The 15,933-nt window shown below is 69.6% G+C and carries 16 protein-coding genes; 11 read left to right on the forward strand and 5 right to left on the reverse strand.

The features are described 5' to 3' along the window. Window positions 1–35: 35 nt before the first annotated feature. Entirely contained in the window at window positions 36–1,004 is a 969-nt protein-coding gene (locus HNP73_RS05040; RefSeq protein WP_184147503.1) for an L-threonylcarbamoyladenylate synthase, read from the forward strand. A gap of 11 nt (window positions 1,005–1,015) precedes the next feature. Then, on the forward strand, window positions 1,016–1,636 hold the full coding sequence (locus tag HNP73_RS05045; RefSeq protein WP_184147504.1) for a hypothetical protein: 621 nt from the start codon (window positions 1,016–1,018) through the stop codon (window positions 1,634–1,636). Window positions 1,637–1,687: 51 nt separating this feature from the next. Here HNP73_RS05045 and HNP73_RS05050 read toward each other — a convergent pair whose 3' ends face one another. From HNP73_RS05050 to iolE, 4 genes are all read right to left on the reverse strand, one after another. Next, window positions 1,688–4,822 carry an efflux RND transporter permease subunit gene (locus tag HNP73_RS05050; protein WP_184147505.1) on the reverse strand — a complete coding sequence of 1,045 codons (3,135 nt, stop codon included), beginning with the start codon at window positions 4,820–4,822 and terminating at the stop codon, window positions 1,688–1,690. After that, entirely contained in the window at window positions 4,822–5,967 is a 1,146-nt protein-coding gene (locus tag HNP73_RS05055) for an efflux RND transporter periplasmic adaptor subunit (protein WP_184147506.1), read from the reverse strand. Before HNP73_RS05055 ends, HNP73_RS05050 begins: the two co-directional genes overlap by 1 nt. Window positions 5,968–6,077: 110 nt before the next feature. Further along, a complete protein-coding gene (locus tag HNP73_RS05060) occupies window positions 6,078–7,058 on the reverse strand; it encodes a glutathione S-transferase family protein (RefSeq protein ID WP_184147507.1) in 981 nt (326 codons plus the stop codon). 115 nt (window positions 7,059–7,173) lie between these two features. Then, window positions 7,174–8,076, reverse strand: coding sequence for a myo-inosose-2 dehydratase (gene iolE / locus HNP73_RS05065; RefSeq protein ID WP_184147508.1), 903 nt, complete (start codon window positions 8,074–8,076; stop codon window positions 7,174–7,176). Window positions 8,077–8,201: 125 nt separating this feature from the next. Between iolE and HNP73_RS05070 the strand changes: the two genes are divergently transcribed. Then, window positions 8,202–9,323 (forward strand): Gfo/Idh/MocA family protein, encoded by a 1,122-nt coding sequence (locus HNP73_RS05070; RefSeq protein WP_184147509.1) that lies wholly within the window; start codon window positions 8,202–8,204, stop codon window positions 9,321–9,323. A 454-nt stretch (window positions 9,324–9,777) separates the two neighbouring features. On the opposite strand, the gene HNP73_RS05075 is transcribed toward HNP73_RS05070, so the two are convergent. Continuing rightward, window positions 9,778–10,044 (reverse strand): DUF2312 domain-containing protein, encoded by a 267-nt coding sequence (locus tag HNP73_RS05075; protein WP_184147510.1) that lies wholly within the window; start codon window positions 10,042–10,044, stop codon window positions 9,778–9,780. Window positions 10,045–10,191: 147 nt separating this feature from the next. Here HNP73_RS05075 and HNP73_RS05080 point away from each other — a divergent pair, with 147 nt between their 5' ends. From HNP73_RS05080 to HNP73_RS05115, 8 genes are all read left to right on the forward strand, one after another. After that, on the forward strand, window positions 10,192–10,404 hold the full coding sequence (locus tag HNP73_RS05080) for a hypothetical protein (protein WP_184147511.1): 213 nt from the start codon (window positions 10,192–10,194) through the stop codon (window positions 10,402–10,404). A 110-nt stretch (window positions 10,405–10,514) separates the two neighbouring features. Continuing rightward, entirely contained in the window at window positions 10,515–10,898 is a 384-nt protein-coding gene (locus HNP73_RS05085) for a universal stress protein (protein WP_184147512.1), read from the forward strand. Between the two features lie 134 nt (window positions 10,899–11,032). Next, entirely contained in the window at window positions 11,033–12,640 is a 1,608-nt protein-coding gene (locus HNP73_RS05090) for a peptide chain release factor 3 (protein ID WP_184147513.1), read from the forward strand. Between the two features lie 248 nt (window positions 12,641–12,888). Further along, a complete protein-coding gene (locus tag HNP73_RS05095) occupies window positions 12,889–13,518 on the forward strand; it encodes a DUF5671 domain-containing protein (protein WP_184147514.1) in 630 nt (209 codons plus the stop codon). Then, entirely contained in the window at window positions 13,515–13,946 is a 432-nt protein-coding gene (locus tag HNP73_RS05100; protein WP_184147515.1) for a hypothetical protein, read from the forward strand. Before HNP73_RS05095 ends, HNP73_RS05100 begins: the two co-directional genes overlap by 4 nt. Before the next feature lie 90 nt (window positions 13,947–14,036). Beyond that, window positions 14,037–14,657 (forward strand): ParA family protein, encoded by a 621-nt coding sequence (locus HNP73_RS05105; RefSeq protein ID WP_184147516.1) that lies wholly within the window; start codon window positions 14,037–14,039, stop codon window positions 14,655–14,657. 12 nt (window positions 14,658–14,669) lie between these two features. Then, entirely contained in the window at window positions 14,670–15,449 is a 780-nt protein-coding gene (locus HNP73_RS05110; protein WP_184147517.1) for an SDR family oxidoreductase, read from the forward strand. Window positions 15,450–15,451: 2 nt separating this feature from the next. Beyond that, the gene (locus HNP73_RS05115) at window positions 15,452–15,895 is read left to right on the forward strand and encodes a YaiI/YqxD family protein (RefSeq protein ID WP_184147518.1); all 444 of its coding nucleotides are present in this window, start codon (window positions 15,452–15,454) and stop codon (window positions 15,893–15,895) included. The last annotated feature ends 38 nt before the right edge of the window (window positions 15,896–15,933 follow it).

Raw genomic sequence — 15,933 nt, forward strand, 5'->3', positions numbered from 1 at the left:
CCCACCCCTGCTCCTGCCAAGCCGAACCCGCCCACATGCCCCTACTCAATACCGTCGTCCTCTCGCCCACGCCGCGCGGCCTGCGGGCCGCCGCCGGCCTGCTGCGGGCCGGCGAGCTGGTGGCGTTCCCGACGGAAACCGTCTACGGCCTCGGCGCCGACGCGCGTTCCGACCGCGCCGTCGCGGGCATCTACGAGGCCAAGGGCCGCCCGAGCTTCAATCCGCTCATCGTCCACGTGGCCGATGCCGCCGCGGCCGCCGCTGTGGCGGAGCTTGACGGCCCGGCCGCGCGCCTCGCCGAAGCGTTCTGGCCCGGACCGCTGACGCTCGTCCTGCCGCGCCGCACGGCGAGCGGGCTTGCCGAGCGGGTGACAGCGGGACTTTCCACCGTCGCGGTGCGCGTGCCGGCGCACCCGCTGGCGCGCGATCTTCTCGCGGCCTTCGGCGGCCCGCTCGCCGGGCCCTCGGCCAATCCCTCGGGGCGGGTCAGCCCCACCACCGCCGCGCATGTCCTCGACGGCCTCCGTGGCCGGGTGAGCGCGGTGATCGACGCCGGACCCTGCCCGGTCGGGGTCGAGTCGACCATCGTCGGGTTCGAGGACGGCGCGCCGGTCCTGTTGCGCCCCGGCGGGCTCCCCGCAGAGGCCATCGCGGCGCTGCTCGGCCAGCCACTCAGGGCGCGCGCGGGCAGCGCAGTCACCGCACCGGGCCAACTCGCCTCGCACTACGCCCCCGCCGTCGCAGTCCGCCTCGATGCAACCGCCCCGCGCCCGGGCGAGCTCTGGCTCGGCTTCGGCCCCGGGCCGGACGCGCCCGGCCTCAACCTCTCGCCCACCGGCGACCTCGCCGAGGCGGCGACAGTGCTCTTTGCCCATCTGCGCGCGCTCGACGAGCGGGCCTCCGCCGAGGGCGCGCAGGGCATTGCCGTCGCGCCGATCCCGCGCGAGGGTCTCGGCGCCGCGCTCAACGACCGCCTGAGCCGCGCCGCCGCACCCCGCGACTGAGGAGCCCGTCCATGCGCTTCACCGCAAGCCTCGAGACCTTCGACGACGGAAGCTGTCTCGGCTGGATCCACGAACTGCCGGGCTGCGCCGTGGGCGCGCGGCATCGCACCGAGATCGAACGCGCGCTTGCCGCCGGGATCCGCCGCTTCATGGCCGAGACCGGCGAGCCGTCACCGGAGCGTATCGAGCTCGCCATCGCCGCCGAGACCGAGGTTGCGGGCAGCAGCCCGGAGGCGACGGCCGCGCTGATCGAGCCGGATCGCGCGCCGCTCGACCCGATCGCCTGGGCGCGCATGGCCCACCGTCTCGCCCTCTCTCGCGCCCGCTTGCTGAAGCAGCTCGCGAACGCAGACGCGGCGGACGCCCCCGCGTTCCGCGATGTGGCCCGGCATGTGGGCATGATCGAACTGCTGCTGGCCGCGCAGACCTTTGACACCGGCACGACCGAGGGGCTGCGCCACTACCTCTCCTGGACCCGCAGCGTGGCGATGGCCCGCCTCACCGAAGCGGCCGCCACCGACTGCGGGGCTGCCACCGGGGCGGGCCAGCCGGCCCCGGCCGAGTCGTGGACCGTGGGAAAGGTCGCCCGCCGGCTCGTCTGGCACGAGCGCCTGCACCTGCCGCCCGCCTGACGACATCATGCGCGTGTGGGCGGTCGGGGGCGCGGGCTGGGGCGCGGGCGGTCAGGGGCGCGGGCTGGCCTCGGCAAGCTCGGCCTCGAGCCGCTCGGTCTCGGCCGCCCGGGGTTTCGAGAGGCCGGCGAGAACCAGATAGACCACCGGCGTCAGGAAGAGCGTCAGGACCATCGCGAGGCCGAGCCCGCCCACCATCACCCAGCCGAGCGCGTGCCGCGCCTCGGCCCCCGCGCCGCCGGAGAAGATCAGCGGCACCGCGCCGAGGATCGTCGCCGCCATGGTCATCATCACCGGCCGCAGACGGATGCGGCAGGACTCCTCGATCGCCTCGCGCACGCTCGCCCCGTGGTCGCGCAACTGGTCGGCGAACTCGACAACCAGAATACCGTTCTTCGCGATGATCCCCACCAGCAGCACCAGCCCGATCTGGCTGTAGACATTGAGGCTGACCCCCGTCAGCACCATGGCGACGATGGCGCAGCCGAGGCCGAGCGGCACCGTCGCCATGACGATCACCGCCGAGACGAAGCTCTCGAACTGTGCCGCGAGCACCAGAAACACGATGAGGATCGCGAAGCCGAAGGTGACCAGAAGCCCGTGCGTCGTGTCGCCGAGCGTCGCCGTGTCGGCGAGCGGGATCAGCCGCGCCCCGGGCGGCAGCAACGGCTCGGCAAGCTCCTGCGCCAGCACCCAGGCCTCGCCGAGCGGCAAGGTGTCGCCGAGCGACGCGGTGACCGCGACCGCGCGCATCTGGCGCTCGCGATCGAGCTCCGGCGCGATGGCGCGCTCGTCGAGCGTCACCACGGTCGACATCGGCACCATGTCGCCCGACCGGGTCTTGAGGAACAGGTTCTCCAGGTCGGACGGATCGCGCACCGGATTGGTGGTGGAGGTGAGCTTGATGTCATAGCTGCGGTCGCCGACGAAGACCGAGCCGACCGGATCGCCGTCGAGCACTGACTGCATGGTCGATCCGAGCCCCGCGATGTCGATCCCGAGATCGGACGCCCGCTCGCGGTCGATGTTGATGTAGAGCTGCGGCTGGGTCGACTCGTAGGACGAGCGCACCTGTCCGAAGCGCGGATCACGCTCCAGCGCCGTGACGATCCCATCGGCGGCGGTGCTCAGGCGTGTGAAGTCGCCGCCCACCACGGCGAACTGCAAGCCCTGTCCGGCGCCGCGAATGCCAAGCGAGTTCGGCTGCAACGCGAAGGCGCGCAGGCCGATCACCTCCCGCGCCGCCTTGCCGATGTCGGCGACGATCTCCGACTGGCTGCGCGCCCGCTCGTCCCACGGCGCGAGGGTGAAGATCATGAAGCCGGTGTTGTCGTTTCCCCCCTGCCCGGCGATCGAGAAGAGACCGATCACCTCGCCCGACGCCCGGAGCGGCGCCGTGCGCTCCTCGATCTCGCGCATTTTCGCCGCGGTGTAGTCGAGGCTCACGCCCTGCGGCGCGGTGACACGCAGCATCGCCTGTGCCCGATCCTCGACCGGCGTCAGCTCCTGAGTGACGCTTTCGAACATCAGGAACGAGGTGACGCCGAAGACCCCGGCGATCGCGAGGACGATGACGGGTGCGGCGAGGGCGGCGTGAAGGATCCGGCGATAGACCTCCGCGAGGAACCCGCCGATCCGGCCGAGCAGGCCCGGCGAGCCGGTCTCGTGCAGCGCGTGCTCGGTCAGCATCCGCGAGGCCAGCATCGGGCAGAGCGAAAGCGCCACGAACGCCGAGATGGTAATGGCGAGCGCCAGCGCGATGCCGAATTCGAGAAAGAGCGCCCCCGTCTGCCCCGGCAGGAAGGAGAGCGGCACGAAGACCGCCGCGAGAGTGGCGGTGGTGGCGATCACCGCGAAGAACACCTGCTCGGTGCCGAGCACCGCCGCCGCCCGTGGCCCGAGCCCCTGCCCCCGTCGGCGGACGATGTTCTCCAGCACGACGATGGCATCATCGACCACTAGCCCGGTGGCGAGCACGAGCGCGAGCAGCGTCAGGATGTTGATCGAGAACCCGGCGATCCAGAGCGCCGCAAGCGTGCCTATCAGCGCCACCGGGATCGACACCGCCGGAATGAGCGTCGCCCGCCAGTCGCGCAGGAAGAGATAGATGATGCCGATGACGATCGCGACCGCCAGTCCGAGTGTCAGCATCACCTCGTGGATCGAGCCGTTGATGAAGAGCGCATCGTCGCCGGTGATGAAGATTTTCACGCCGGCCGGCAGCGAGGTCTGCATGTCGGCGACGGCGGCGCGGATGCCCTGCGATATGGCGAGGGTGTTGCTCTGCGCCTGCTTGATGATGCCGAGCCCGAGGCCGCTCTGGCCGTTCGAGCGCAGGATCGAGTTGCCGATGTCCGGCCCGAGGGTGACGGTCGCCACGTCGCCGAGCCGGGTCAGGGGATCGAGCATCAACGCCTCGAATCCGGCCGGCGTTTCGACCGTGGCGGTGGTGCGCACCACGAGGCTCTGGTTCGAGGCGGTGAGCGAGCCCGCCGGCTGGTCGAACGCGACGGTCGCGAGGGTATCACGCACGTCGGCCAGCGTCAGGCCACGGCTCGAGAGCGCGAGCTGGTCCACGTCCACCCGGAAGATCCGGTCGCGCCCGCCATAGATGGCGACGTCGGCGACGCCTTCGACCGAAATCAGCCGGTCGGTGATCTCGTTGTCGACGAGGTCGGTCAGGTCCTCGACCGGCATGGAAGACGAGGTGACGCCGATGCGGATGACCGGATCGGCGTTGGCGTCGGCCTTCACCACCCGCGGCTCGTCCACGTCGTCGGGCAGCTGGTTGCGCACCCGGTTCACCGCGTCGCGCGCGTCGGAGGCGGCGGAGTCGAGGTTCACGTTGTCGTTGAACTCGACGATCACCCGGCTGCGGCCGAAGCTGGACGTGGACGAGATGTCGGCGACGCCGGCGATGCGGCCCATCGCCCCCTCGACGATGCTCGTGACCTCGCGGTCCATCGTCTCGGGTGCCGCGCCGGAATAGGTCGTGGTGACGGTGATGACCGGCCGGTCGATGTCGGGCAGCTCGCGGACCTCGATCGCGAGCCCCGCGGCGAGCCCGGCGATGACGATCAGGCTGTTCAGCACGATCGCGAGAATCGGCCGGCGCACGAAGAGCGCGGTCAGCCCCTTGCCCGAGCCCGAGACATCCGCCCGGGAGCGCTCGCCCTGCCCGGCCATCAGCCGCGCGACCGGGCGGGTGTGGAGGCGTCGGCCGTTGGTGCGTCGTCCTCGAAGCGGAACGGCGCGCCCTCGCGCAGAAGCTGCATGCCTTCGGTCACGACCCGTGTGCCGGCGGGCAGCTCGGCGTCGACGAGCACCGCGTCGTCCTCGCGCTGGACGATGCGAACCGGCACCTGCGCCGCCTTGCCATCCTCCGCCACCCAGACGTACGGACCCTCGGCGCTCCACTGCACCGCCAGCGGATCGACCGCCGCATAGGACTCGCCCGGGAAGCGCAGGCTGATCGAGAACGCCATTCCGCCGCGCAGCTCGTCCTCGGCGTTTTCGAGGCTCGCGCGCAGCCGAAGCGTGCGGGTTGCGGGATCGACGCGGGTGTCGAGCGTCACGATCTCGCCGTCGAGCGAGAGCGCGCCTCGGGCGAGCGGCCGGGCGCTGACCGGCATTCCGGCCGCCACCTGACCGACGAAGCGCTCCGGGATGCGGAAATCCACCAGGATGTGCGAGCGGTCATCGAGCGTGACCAGCGCGGTCGAGGACTCCACGTGGTCGCCCACATCGACCGAAATGATCCCGATCCAGCCGTCGAACGGCGCCCGGATCACCCGGTGGTCGAGTGAAACCCCGGCGTCGCGGACCGCGAGTTCACCCTCGGCGACGGCGAGCTCCGACTGGCGAAGCTGTGCCTCGGTCACGCCGCGCGAGCCGACGAGCTGGTTGCGCTTCAGGGTCGCGCGGGCGTCCTCGACGGCGAGGCGCGCCCGGTCGAGTTCGATCTCCTGCACCTCCTGATCGAGCCGGACGATGGGAGTGCCGGCGGTCACGAAGGCGCCGGAGGCCACGTCGACCGCCGCAACGCGGCCGGGATCATAGGGCGTGACAGTCACGGAGCGGATCGACCGGCCGTCGCCGATCGCGGAAACCCGGTCGTTGATCGTCGCCTCGCGGACCGGCTGGCCGATCACCACGGGCGGGCCGCTGCGACCCGGGCCGGTCTCCGGGGCCGTTGCCTCGACAGACACGGCCGCCACCGAAATGCCCATGCGCTCGAGCAGCCCCGCGGCCTGAGGGAAGTGGCGCGCCCAGAGGACAACCGCCACGGCAAGCACCGCAACCGACAGCAGCGCCTGCTTCCACCATTTCATCGCAAGAATATCCCGTCAGGCTTTCATCAGGGATACACTATAATAGAGTGATACGGTGCGGCAGTCCCCTCGGCGGCCGTTCACCAAGTTGTCGGTTTGCTCGGCCGCGGTCAGAGGCCTGTCCGCGCCGCGACGTCGTCGAGCCCCGGCAGGTCCGGTCCGACCGGGACGATCCCCGTGGGGTTCAGGGCCTTGATTGAGTAGTACCCCTGCTTGATGTGGTCGATGTTCACCGTCGAGCGCACGCCCGGCAGGTCCAGAACCCGCGTGGTGTAGGTCGAGAGCTCGGGATAGTCGGCGATCCGCCGCAGGTTGCACTTGAAGAGGCCGTGATAGGCGGCGTCGAAGCGCACCAGTGTCACGAAGAGCCGGATATCGGCTTCGGTGAACCGCTTGCCGAAGAGATACGGGCCATCGGCGCCGAGCCGCGCCTCAAGCTCGTCGAGCGTCGTGAATACGTCGCTGAACGCCTCGTCGTAGGCGATCTGCGTCGTGGCGAAACCCGCCCGGTAGACGCCGTTGTTGAGCCGGGGATAGATGCTCGCGTTCAGCGCGTCGATCTCGGGCAGCAGATCGGCCGGGCAGAGGTCGACGTCGCCTCGCGCCAGATCGCCGAAGCCCGAGTTCAGCATGCGCACGATATCGGCCGACTCGTTGTTGACGATGGTGCGCCGCTGCTTGTCCCAGAGCACCGGCACCGTGGCGCGACCGGTGTAGCTGGGATCGGTCGCGGTGTAGATCTCGTGGATGTAGGTGGCGCCGTTCAGCGCGTCCCGGTCGGATCCGGGATAGTCGCCGAAGCGCCAGCCCTGCGGCGAGAGCGCGGGCTCGACCACCGAGACGGTGATGGCATCCTCCAGCCCCTTCAGCTGCCGGGCGATCAGCGTGCGCGACGCCCAGGGGCAGATCAGTGCGACATAGAGGTGGTAGCGCCCGGCCTCGGCGGGAAAGCCACCCTCCCCGGTCGGCCCGGCACTGCCGTCCGGCGTCACCCAGTTGCGAAAGCCCGAGACCTGCCGCACGAACCCGCCCTTGGCGTCGGTCGCCTGGACCGGCTGCCAATCCTCGGTCCACTTGCCATCGACCAACATCTTCCGTCCCCCTTCCTGTTGCCAACGGTAGACATAGTCCGCATCGGCAACGGGATTAGCCCTCATGAGGGCACAGGACTGGCCACGGATCGGCGCCAATCCAGGCGGCGCGGCGTCAGGCGGCGACGACCTCGTACCCGGCGGCGTCCATGACCCGCAGCAGCTCCCTGTGGCCGATCTTCGCCATTTCGAGCGGCGGCGAGACCTTCGGGTCCTGCTCGGCCTCGACCACGAACCAGCCCTCGTATCCGTGGGCGGCAAGGCGCTTCACGATCGCCTCGAAGTCGAGATCGCCGTCGCCCGGCACGGTGAAGGCGCCCTTCACCACCGCGTCCAGGAAGCTCTCGCGGCTCCGGTCGAGCCCGTCGATCACCCCGCGCCGCACGTCCTTGGTGTGGACGTGGCTGATCCGCGCGTGGTGATTGTCGATGACGCGCAGCACGTCGCCGCCGGCGAACGCCATGTGGCCGGCGTCGTAGAGCAGGGGGATGCCCTCGCCCGAATGCTTCATGAAGAGATCGAGCTCCGGCTCGGTCTCGATCACCGCGGCCATGTGGTGATGGTAGGAAAGCGGCATCCCCTCTTCGGCGCACCATTCGCCGAAGGCGGTCATCTTGCGGGCGTAGACCCTGATCTCGTCCTCGGAGAGCCTCGGCTTGGTCGAAAGCGCCTGCGAGCGGTCGCCCTGGATCGAGCGGGCGGTCTCGCCGTAGACGATGCAGGGCGCGCCCATCGCCTTGAAGAGCGCCATCTGCCCGGCGATCCGGTCCTTCTCCGCCTCGATCTCGCCGTCGAGCAGCAGGCCCGAGAACCAGCCGCCGCAGACCGAGATGCCGTACTTGCCGAGGATCGGGCCAAGCTCGGCCGGGTCGAGCGGGAAGCGCCGCCCGGTCTCCATGCCGGTGAAGCCCGCGACGCTGGCCTGCCGCAGGCATTCCTCCAGGCTCACGTCGTCGGAGAGTTCCGCGAGATCGTCGTTCCACCATGCGATCGGCGCAATCCCGAGCTTCGCCTTCATCACTCACCCCTCCCGGTCCACGGTCGATTCCGCCGGCTTCCGGCTGTTTAGGCAATCCGCGTTGACAGCACAACTGTTCCGAATGATACCAATTGTGGAATTTTTGTTCCCTTGGGGCGGATGTGATGACGAAGCCGGCGCTGAACGTAGGACTGATCGGAACCGGGTTCATGGGCAAGACCCATACCTTCGGCTTCGCGGCGGCGGCGCGGGTCTTCGACCTGCCGTTCGACGTCGTGCTCCACACCGTCGCCGATCGCACCGAGGAGCTTGGTCAGGCGGCGGCGCAGAGCCTCGGCTTTCGCCATGGCACCGGCGACTGGCAAAGCGTCGTCGCAAATCCCGAGATCGACCTCATCGACGTGACGACGCCGAACGCCTTCCACAAGGAGATGGCGCTGGCCGGGCTCGCCGCCGGCAAGCACGTCTACTGCGAGAAGCCGCTGGCTCCGCTCGCCTCGGAGGCGCGCGAGATGGCGGACGCCGCCGATCGCGCCGGCACACGGACGCAGGTCGGCTTCAACTATCTCTGCAACCCGATGATCGGCCTCGCGCGCGAGATGATCGAGGCGGGCGAGCTCGGCGAAATCCGCACGTTCCGCGGCATCCACGCCGAGGACTACATGACCGACGCCACCCATCCCTACAGCTTCCGCAACGACCCCGTGGGCGGCGGCGTGGCGGCCGATCTCGGCAGCCACATCCTCGCCACCGCCGAGCACCTGATGGGCCCGATCGCCGAGCTGATGGGCGACGCGGTGACCGCGATCCCTCACCGCCCAGACGGCAAGGGGGGCACCCGTTCGGTCATGACGGACGACGTGACCCGCGCCTTCCTTCGCTTCGAAAGCGGCGCAACCGGGTCGATCGAAGCGAGCTGGATCGCGACGGGGCGCAAGATGCAGCACGACTTCGAGGTATACGGCTCGAAGGGCGCGCTGATCTTCAGTCAGGAGCACTTCAACGAGCTGCATTTCTACAGCAGTGACGATCCGGCCGGGCGCCAGGGCTTCCGGCGGATCGAGGCTGGTCCGGCGCATCCCCCCTACGGGCTGTTTTGCGTGGCGCCGGGGCATCAGCTCGGCTTCAACGACCTGAAGGCGATCGAGGTGGCGCGCTACCTCGATGCCATCGCCGGAAAGGCGCCCGAACCCTTCAACTTCCGCAAGGGACTCCGGATCCAGGAGCTGGTGGAGACGATTCTTCGCTCAAGCCACGCGGCACGCTGGCTGAAACCATCGATCTGACCCCCCGCACAACCCGCACGCCGCGGCGCGGACAGAAAAAGGGCGCGGGGCCTGCACGCCCCACGCCCTCAATACCGATCACAACTCACCCTCGCCTATACTCGATTGCGACCGCAACAGCAGTCGCCCGGCGCTCGTCCCGACGCGCCGGCCACGAAGGCTGGCCCGCGCGGGAAGCACCGCCATACTCCTCGGCAGGCCTACATCGCCTTGCCGAATGGTTCCCGCCACTCCCGAAACTGACCACATGCGCGGTCACCGAATCGGCCGGCATCGACCGCGGGGCTCTGGAAGCTCCCGACGCCGCATCCTTTCGCAACCGCACACAGATTTCAAGTGCGATTTTGTTGGATTAGGACTGAAGCGAAAAAAGACGAATATGTGACGAACAATCCGGGCCGCCCTTTGCGACTTGCGCGAACTATCCCGCAATCGCCGGCTGGCCACCTCGCGATCACATGCCGAGTGCCTGCTTGTAGAGTTCGAGGATTGCTTCCTCCTCGCTCACCTCGGAGCTGTCCCTCTTCCGCAATGCGATCAGCTTCTTCAGCACCTTCACATCGTAGCCACGGGCTCGCGCCTCGGCCATCACCTCTTTCATCTGCTCGGCGATGTCCTTCCGCTCGGATTCGAGCCGCTCGTAGCGTTCGACGAATTGCCGCAATTCCCCTGCGGTCACCCGATAGCGATCGCTCGCCTCATCTCCGACGATCTCGTCCATCTTCTACTCTCGATCCAGCCTTGCGCGAGGGGCGGACCCTATCGCCGGCCCCCGGCGGCTTCAAGGCGGCGGCTTCTGGGGCGGCCGGCTTGCGCCCCGATCCCGCGACGCGCTAGAGGGTCACGGCCTTGTCATGGTCGGCCTCCAATGCAACTCCTCGCTCCCATCGGACTTCTCCTGACGCTCGCCGGCCTCTTCGGTCTCGGCTGGTGCATCTGGCGCGGCTTCCAGATCCGCCGCTCGGCGCTGCCGCCGCAGGAGATCCATGCCGCGCTCCATCGTCTCATCGCACTCAATCTCGGATCGGTTGCCGCCGCCGCCCTCGGTCTCGGCCTCCTCGTCGTCGGCCTTATGCTCTGAGGCGCGAAACTCCTTCGCGGTCCCCCAAGCTTGCGGTTGCGGCACGGATCGGCAAAAACGCTCGCACGGCCCGGAGCTGCCCGATTTCATGACCGAAAGGACCAGAATTCATGTTCAAGAACATCCTTCTTCCGACGGACGGCTCTGAAGTCGCAAACCGGGCCGTCGACGCGGGTATCGCGCTGGCGAAGCAACTCGGCGCCAAGGTCACTCTCGTCACCGTGCGCCGGCCCGAGTGGCCCGACCATGGCGAGGAAGGCGTCCTCAACACCGCGGCGGCCAAGGCAGATGCCGCGGGCGTGCCGGTGGCGAAGATCCTGCGGAGCGGCAACGACACGGCCGCCGAGATCCTCGCCGCGGGGACCGACGCAGGCGCCGATCTGATCGCCATGGCGTCGCACGGCCGTCAGGGCCTCTCCGCCGTTCTCCTCGGAAGCCAGACCGACCAGGTTACCAAGCACTCGACGATCCCCGTGCTGATCTATCGCTTCTGACCGGAGGGCGAGCCCCGGCGGTTCGGGGGAACGCCGTTACGGACGCCGCCCCCTTGAACGATGCCCGGGGGTCTGACACACCCCCCGGGCCCGTCCCGCGGAAATCCGGCCTCCGCCTCGTCACGTAGTGATCCATGTCCGATCGCATCCCGAACACGCCACCGCTGCCCACCGAAGTCGCCCGACGCCGGACGTTCGCGATCATCTCGCACCCTGACGCCGGCAAGACGACGCTGACGGAAAAGTTCCTGCTCTACGGCGGTGCCATCCAGATGGCAGGTCAGGTGCGCGCCAAGGGCGAGGCGCGGCGCACCCGCTCCGACTTCATGAAGCTCGAGCAGGAGCGCGGCATCTCGGTGTCCGCGTCGGCCATGTCGTTCCCGTTCCGCGACTGGTGGTTCAACCTCGTCGACACGCCCGGCCACTCGGACTTCTCCGAAGACACCTACCGCACGCTGACCGCGGTCGACGCCGCCGTGATGGTGATCGACGGCGCCAAGGGCGTCGAGAGCCAGACCCGCAAGCTCTTCGAGGTCTGCCGGATGCGGGATCTGCCGATCCTGACCTTCTGCAACAAGATGGACCGCGAGGCGCGGGACACCTTCGAGATCATCGACGAGATCCAGCAGGAACTGCAGCTCGACGTCTGCCCGGCGTCGTGGCCAATCGGCCAGGGCCGCGAATTCCTCGGCTGCTACGACATGCTGAACGACCGGCTCGAGCTCATGGACCGCGCCGACCGCAACAAGCGGGCCGAGTCTGTGAAGATGCAGGGCCTCGACGATCCCCGCATGGCCGAGCACATCCCCGCCGACCAGCTCGAAAAGCTGCGGGAAGAGGTCGCAATGGCCCGCGAGCTTCTGCCGACGTTCGATGCCCGGGCGCTGCTCGACGGCAACCTGTCGCTGATCTGGTTCGGCTCCGCGATCAACTCTTTCGGCGTCCAGGAGCTGATGGCCGGCATCGGCGCCTTCGGCCCGCCGCCGGAGGTCGCCCCGGCCGAGCCGCGCGCCGTCGGCGCATGGGAGAAGCCGGTGACCGGCTTCGTCTTCAAGGTCCAGGCCAACATGGACCCGAAGCACCGCGACCGCGTCGCCTTCCTCCGGCTCTGCTCCGGCCACTTCGAGCGCGGCATGAAGCTCCAGCACGTGCGCACCGGCAAGCCCATGGCGGTGGCGAACCCCATGCTCTTCCTCGCCCAGGACCGCGAGATCGCCGAAGACGCGTGGGCCGGCGACATCATCGGCATCCCGAACCACGGCCAGCTCCGCATCGGCGACGCGCTGACCGAGGGCGAGACCCTGCGCTTCACCGGCATTCCGTCGTTCGCGCCCGAACTGCTGCAAGCCGTGCGCGCCGGCGATCCCATGAAGGCCAAGCACCTCGAGAAGGCGCTCACCCAGTTCGCCGAGGAGGGCGCCTCGAAGCTCTTCAAGCCGGCGGTCGGCTCCGGCTGGATCGTCGGCGTCGTCGGGCCGCTGCAGTTCGACGTGCTCGCCTCCCGCATCGAGCAGGAATACAGCCTCCCCGTGCGCTTCGAGCCGACGCAGTTCACCTCCGCCCGATGGGTTTCGGGCCCCCGCGACAAGGTCGAGGAGTTCGCCCGGGCGAACCGCGGCCACATGGCCGAGGATCACGACGGCGACCCTGTCTTCATGACGCGCCTGCAATGGGACATCGACCGGGTGGGCCGCGACTGGCCCGACCTGCGGCTGACCGCCACCAAGGAGACCATGGCCTGATCGCGCTGCCGGGACGGCATCGAACCGCCGGGCAGCGGCCATGCCGATGCTGACCCCAATCGGCGCTTGCGGGCCAGACGACGCGCGCCCATTCTGCTGCGGGTGTTCGAGGAACGACCCCATGGACGACGGAACTCCTGCTGATCCCGACACCGCGGCGCCCGCTCCCGGAGCGTCATGCACGACATGGCCTGCGCTTTTCACGGCGCCGGGCCTGCCGGCCACGCCCGCTGAAGACCGCTGACCCGTTGCGCGCTCCCGACGCCCTGACCACCTACGTGCGCGAGGCGCTGACGAGCGGCGGCGAGCGTGCGGCAATCGCCGCCGCCGCCCGTGCGGCCGGCTGGAGCGCGACCGAGACCGAGGCCGCGCTCGCGTCCTGGGTCGATGCCCCCGGTCTGCCGCCGGTGCCTCGGCCACGCGGCGTGGTGTCGGCGCGCGACGCCTTTCGCCATGGCCTCATGTTCTTTGCGCTGCTCCTCGTCGCGAGCCATCTTGGCTTGATCACCTTCGCGCTGATCGACCATTTCGTGCCCGACCCCCTCGACACTCTCTCGGGGGGCGAGGGCCGGATCCGCTGGTCGATTGCGGTGCTCCTCGTGGCATGGCCGGTCTGGGCCGTGACGAGCCTCCGCCTCGCCCGCGACGCCGAGCGCGATCCCGGACAGCGCCGCTCCGCCGTCGGCCGATGGCTGACCTGGGGAGCGCTGTTCCTCGCCGCCGCCACGCTGGTGGGCGATGCCATTGCCATCGTCGGGGGCTTTCTCAGCGGTGACTTCACCCTGCGGTTCCTGCTGAAGGCCCTCGCCGTCGCGGTGATCGCCGGAGCGATCTTTCTCGCCTACGGCCACGGCCGCGACAGGGACGACACCGCGTGACCCTCGCCCGCACCCGCCTTGTCGTCATCCTCTTCGGCCTCGCGGTGCTCCTTGCGGTCGCGGCCGGCCTCGCCGTGGTCGGCGGCCCGGACACCGGCCGACGCGACCGGCGCGATGACGCAAGGCTCGACGCGCTGCGCCAGATCGCCGACGCGCTCGCCTGCCATGCCGATGCGAAGTCCGACCCTCCCAATCCCGCGATTCTGGGCGATATTTCGCCGGCCTGCCTCTCCGGTGACATCAGCGTCCGGCTCTCCGACCCGCAGACCGGGGCACCCTATCGCATCGAATATCCGACCTCCGACGAGGCGAGGGTCTGCGCCGACTTCGAGGCGCCGCTGTCCGCGCCGCGAAGCGCCGGCTGGCCGCCGTTCGACGCCGCGACCGGCTGCGTCAGCGTCACCTTGAGCCGCGCGGACGAAAAGTAGTCCGCGACCTCCTGAGCTTCCCCGCATATCCGACCGGTCGACGCCGGGCGCCGGGGCCGCTAGAGTCCCGCGCGAAACAGGGGAGGGCGGATGAAGTCGATCCTGATCGCGAATCGCAAGGGCGGCTGCGGCAAGACGATGGTGGCGATCACGCTGGCGGCGGCCCTTGCCGGTCGCGGCGGCACGGTCGGGCTGGCCGACGCCGATCCGCAGAAGTCCGCCCTGCGCTGGCTGAAGCACCGTCCCGACGGCGTGGCCCCGATCCGCGCGGTCGACTGGACAAACCCGTCGGACTTCGGCGAGGCCCCGAAGAAGCTCGACTGGCTGGTCATCGACGCGCCGGGCGCGCTGACCGGCGACAGGGCCGAGGCACTCATCGCCGAGGCCGAGGCGGTCATTACCCCGGTCCTGCCCTCGATCTTCGATGTCGATTCCACGCGGAGGTTCCTCAAGGAGATCGAGCACGTGAAGCGCGTGCGCAAGGGCAAGGTCGGCGTCAGCCTCATCGCCAACCGCACCCGCGCCGGCCGCGGCGCCGACCGGCTCGGCGCATTCTTCGAGAAGCTCGGCCAGGAGCCGCTCGCCTGGATCACCGAGCGCACCGCCTATCCCGAACTCGCGGCGCAGGGGCTCGCGCTGTTCGACAAGCCGCAAAAGGCCTATGCGCCGCTCAAGGAACAATGGGCGCCGGTGCTCGCCGCCCTCGACTGAAGGAGACCACCCATGGACCTCGGGATCCGCGGCAAGCGCGCCATCGTCTGCGCCGCATCGAAGGGCCTCGGCCGGGGCTGCGCGGAGGCACTGGCGGCTGAAGGCGTCGATCTCGTGATCAATGCCCGCGGCGCCGAGGCGCTCGACGCGACGGCGGAGGCGATCCGCGCCGCCCATGGGGTCTCGGTCACCGCCGTCGCCGGCGACATCGCCACCGAGGCAGGCCGCGCGGCCGTGCTCGAGGCAGCGGGCGACGTCGACATCCTCGTCACCAACGCCGGCGGTCCGCCCCCGGGGATCTGGTCGGACTGGAGCCGCGACGACTTCATCCGCGCCCTCGACGCCAACATGCTGACGCCGATCGCGCTCATGCAGGCGGTGCTCCCGGGCATGATCGACCGACACTGGGGCCGGGTCGTCAACATCACCTCCGGCGCCGTGCGCTCGCCGATCCCGGCGCTCGGCCTTTCGAACACCGCGCGCACCGGGCTGACCGGCTTCGTCGCGGGGACAAGCCGCCAGGTGGCGCCGGATGGCGTCGTCATCAACAACCTGTTGCCGGGGATCCACGACACCGACCGGGCGACCGCCCTCGACACCGGCGTCTCGAAGGCTGAGGGCATCGACATCGATGCCGCCCGCCGCAAGCGCCAGGCGACGATCCCGGCCCGCCGCTACGGAACGCCGGAGGAATTCGGCGCCGCCTGCGCGTTCCTCTGCTCACAATACGCGGGCTTCATCGTCGGCCAGAACCTGCTTCTCGACGGTGGCGCGTTCAACTCGACGATCTGAGCATGCTCTACGTCGATGCCGACGCCTGCCCGGTCCGCGACGAGGCGCTGAAGGTCGCCGAGCGCTACGGCGTGGAAGTCGTCTACGTGACGAACGGCGGGCTCCGGCCCGCCCGCCACCCGCTCGCCCGCATCCAGATGGTGCCCGAGGGCGCGGACGCGGCTGACATGTGGATCGCCGAGCGCGTCGGCCCGGGGGACGTCTGCGTCACGGCCGACGTGCCGCTTGCCGCCCGGGTGGTCGAGGCGGGTGCCACCGCCCTCGCCCCCGACGGCCAGCCCTTCACCGCGGCGAACGTCGGCGCGCGTCTCGCGCTTCGCGACCTGATGGCCGACCTGCGCGCCGCCGACCCCTTCCGACAGGGCAGCGGCAAGTCTTTCCGCCCGGCCGATCGCTCGCGCTTCCTCGATGCCCTCGACCGCCTGCTGCGCCCGCGGAAACCCTGACAGCCCTCACCACTCCGGGCGCCACCCCCGGATTTCAT

It is taken from the genome of Amaricoccus macauensis, from assembly GCF_014201905.1.
In the GTDB taxonomy this organism is placed as follows: Bacteria; Pseudomonadota; Alphaproteobacteria; order Rhodobacterales; family Rhodobacteraceae; genus Amaricoccus; species Amaricoccus macauensis.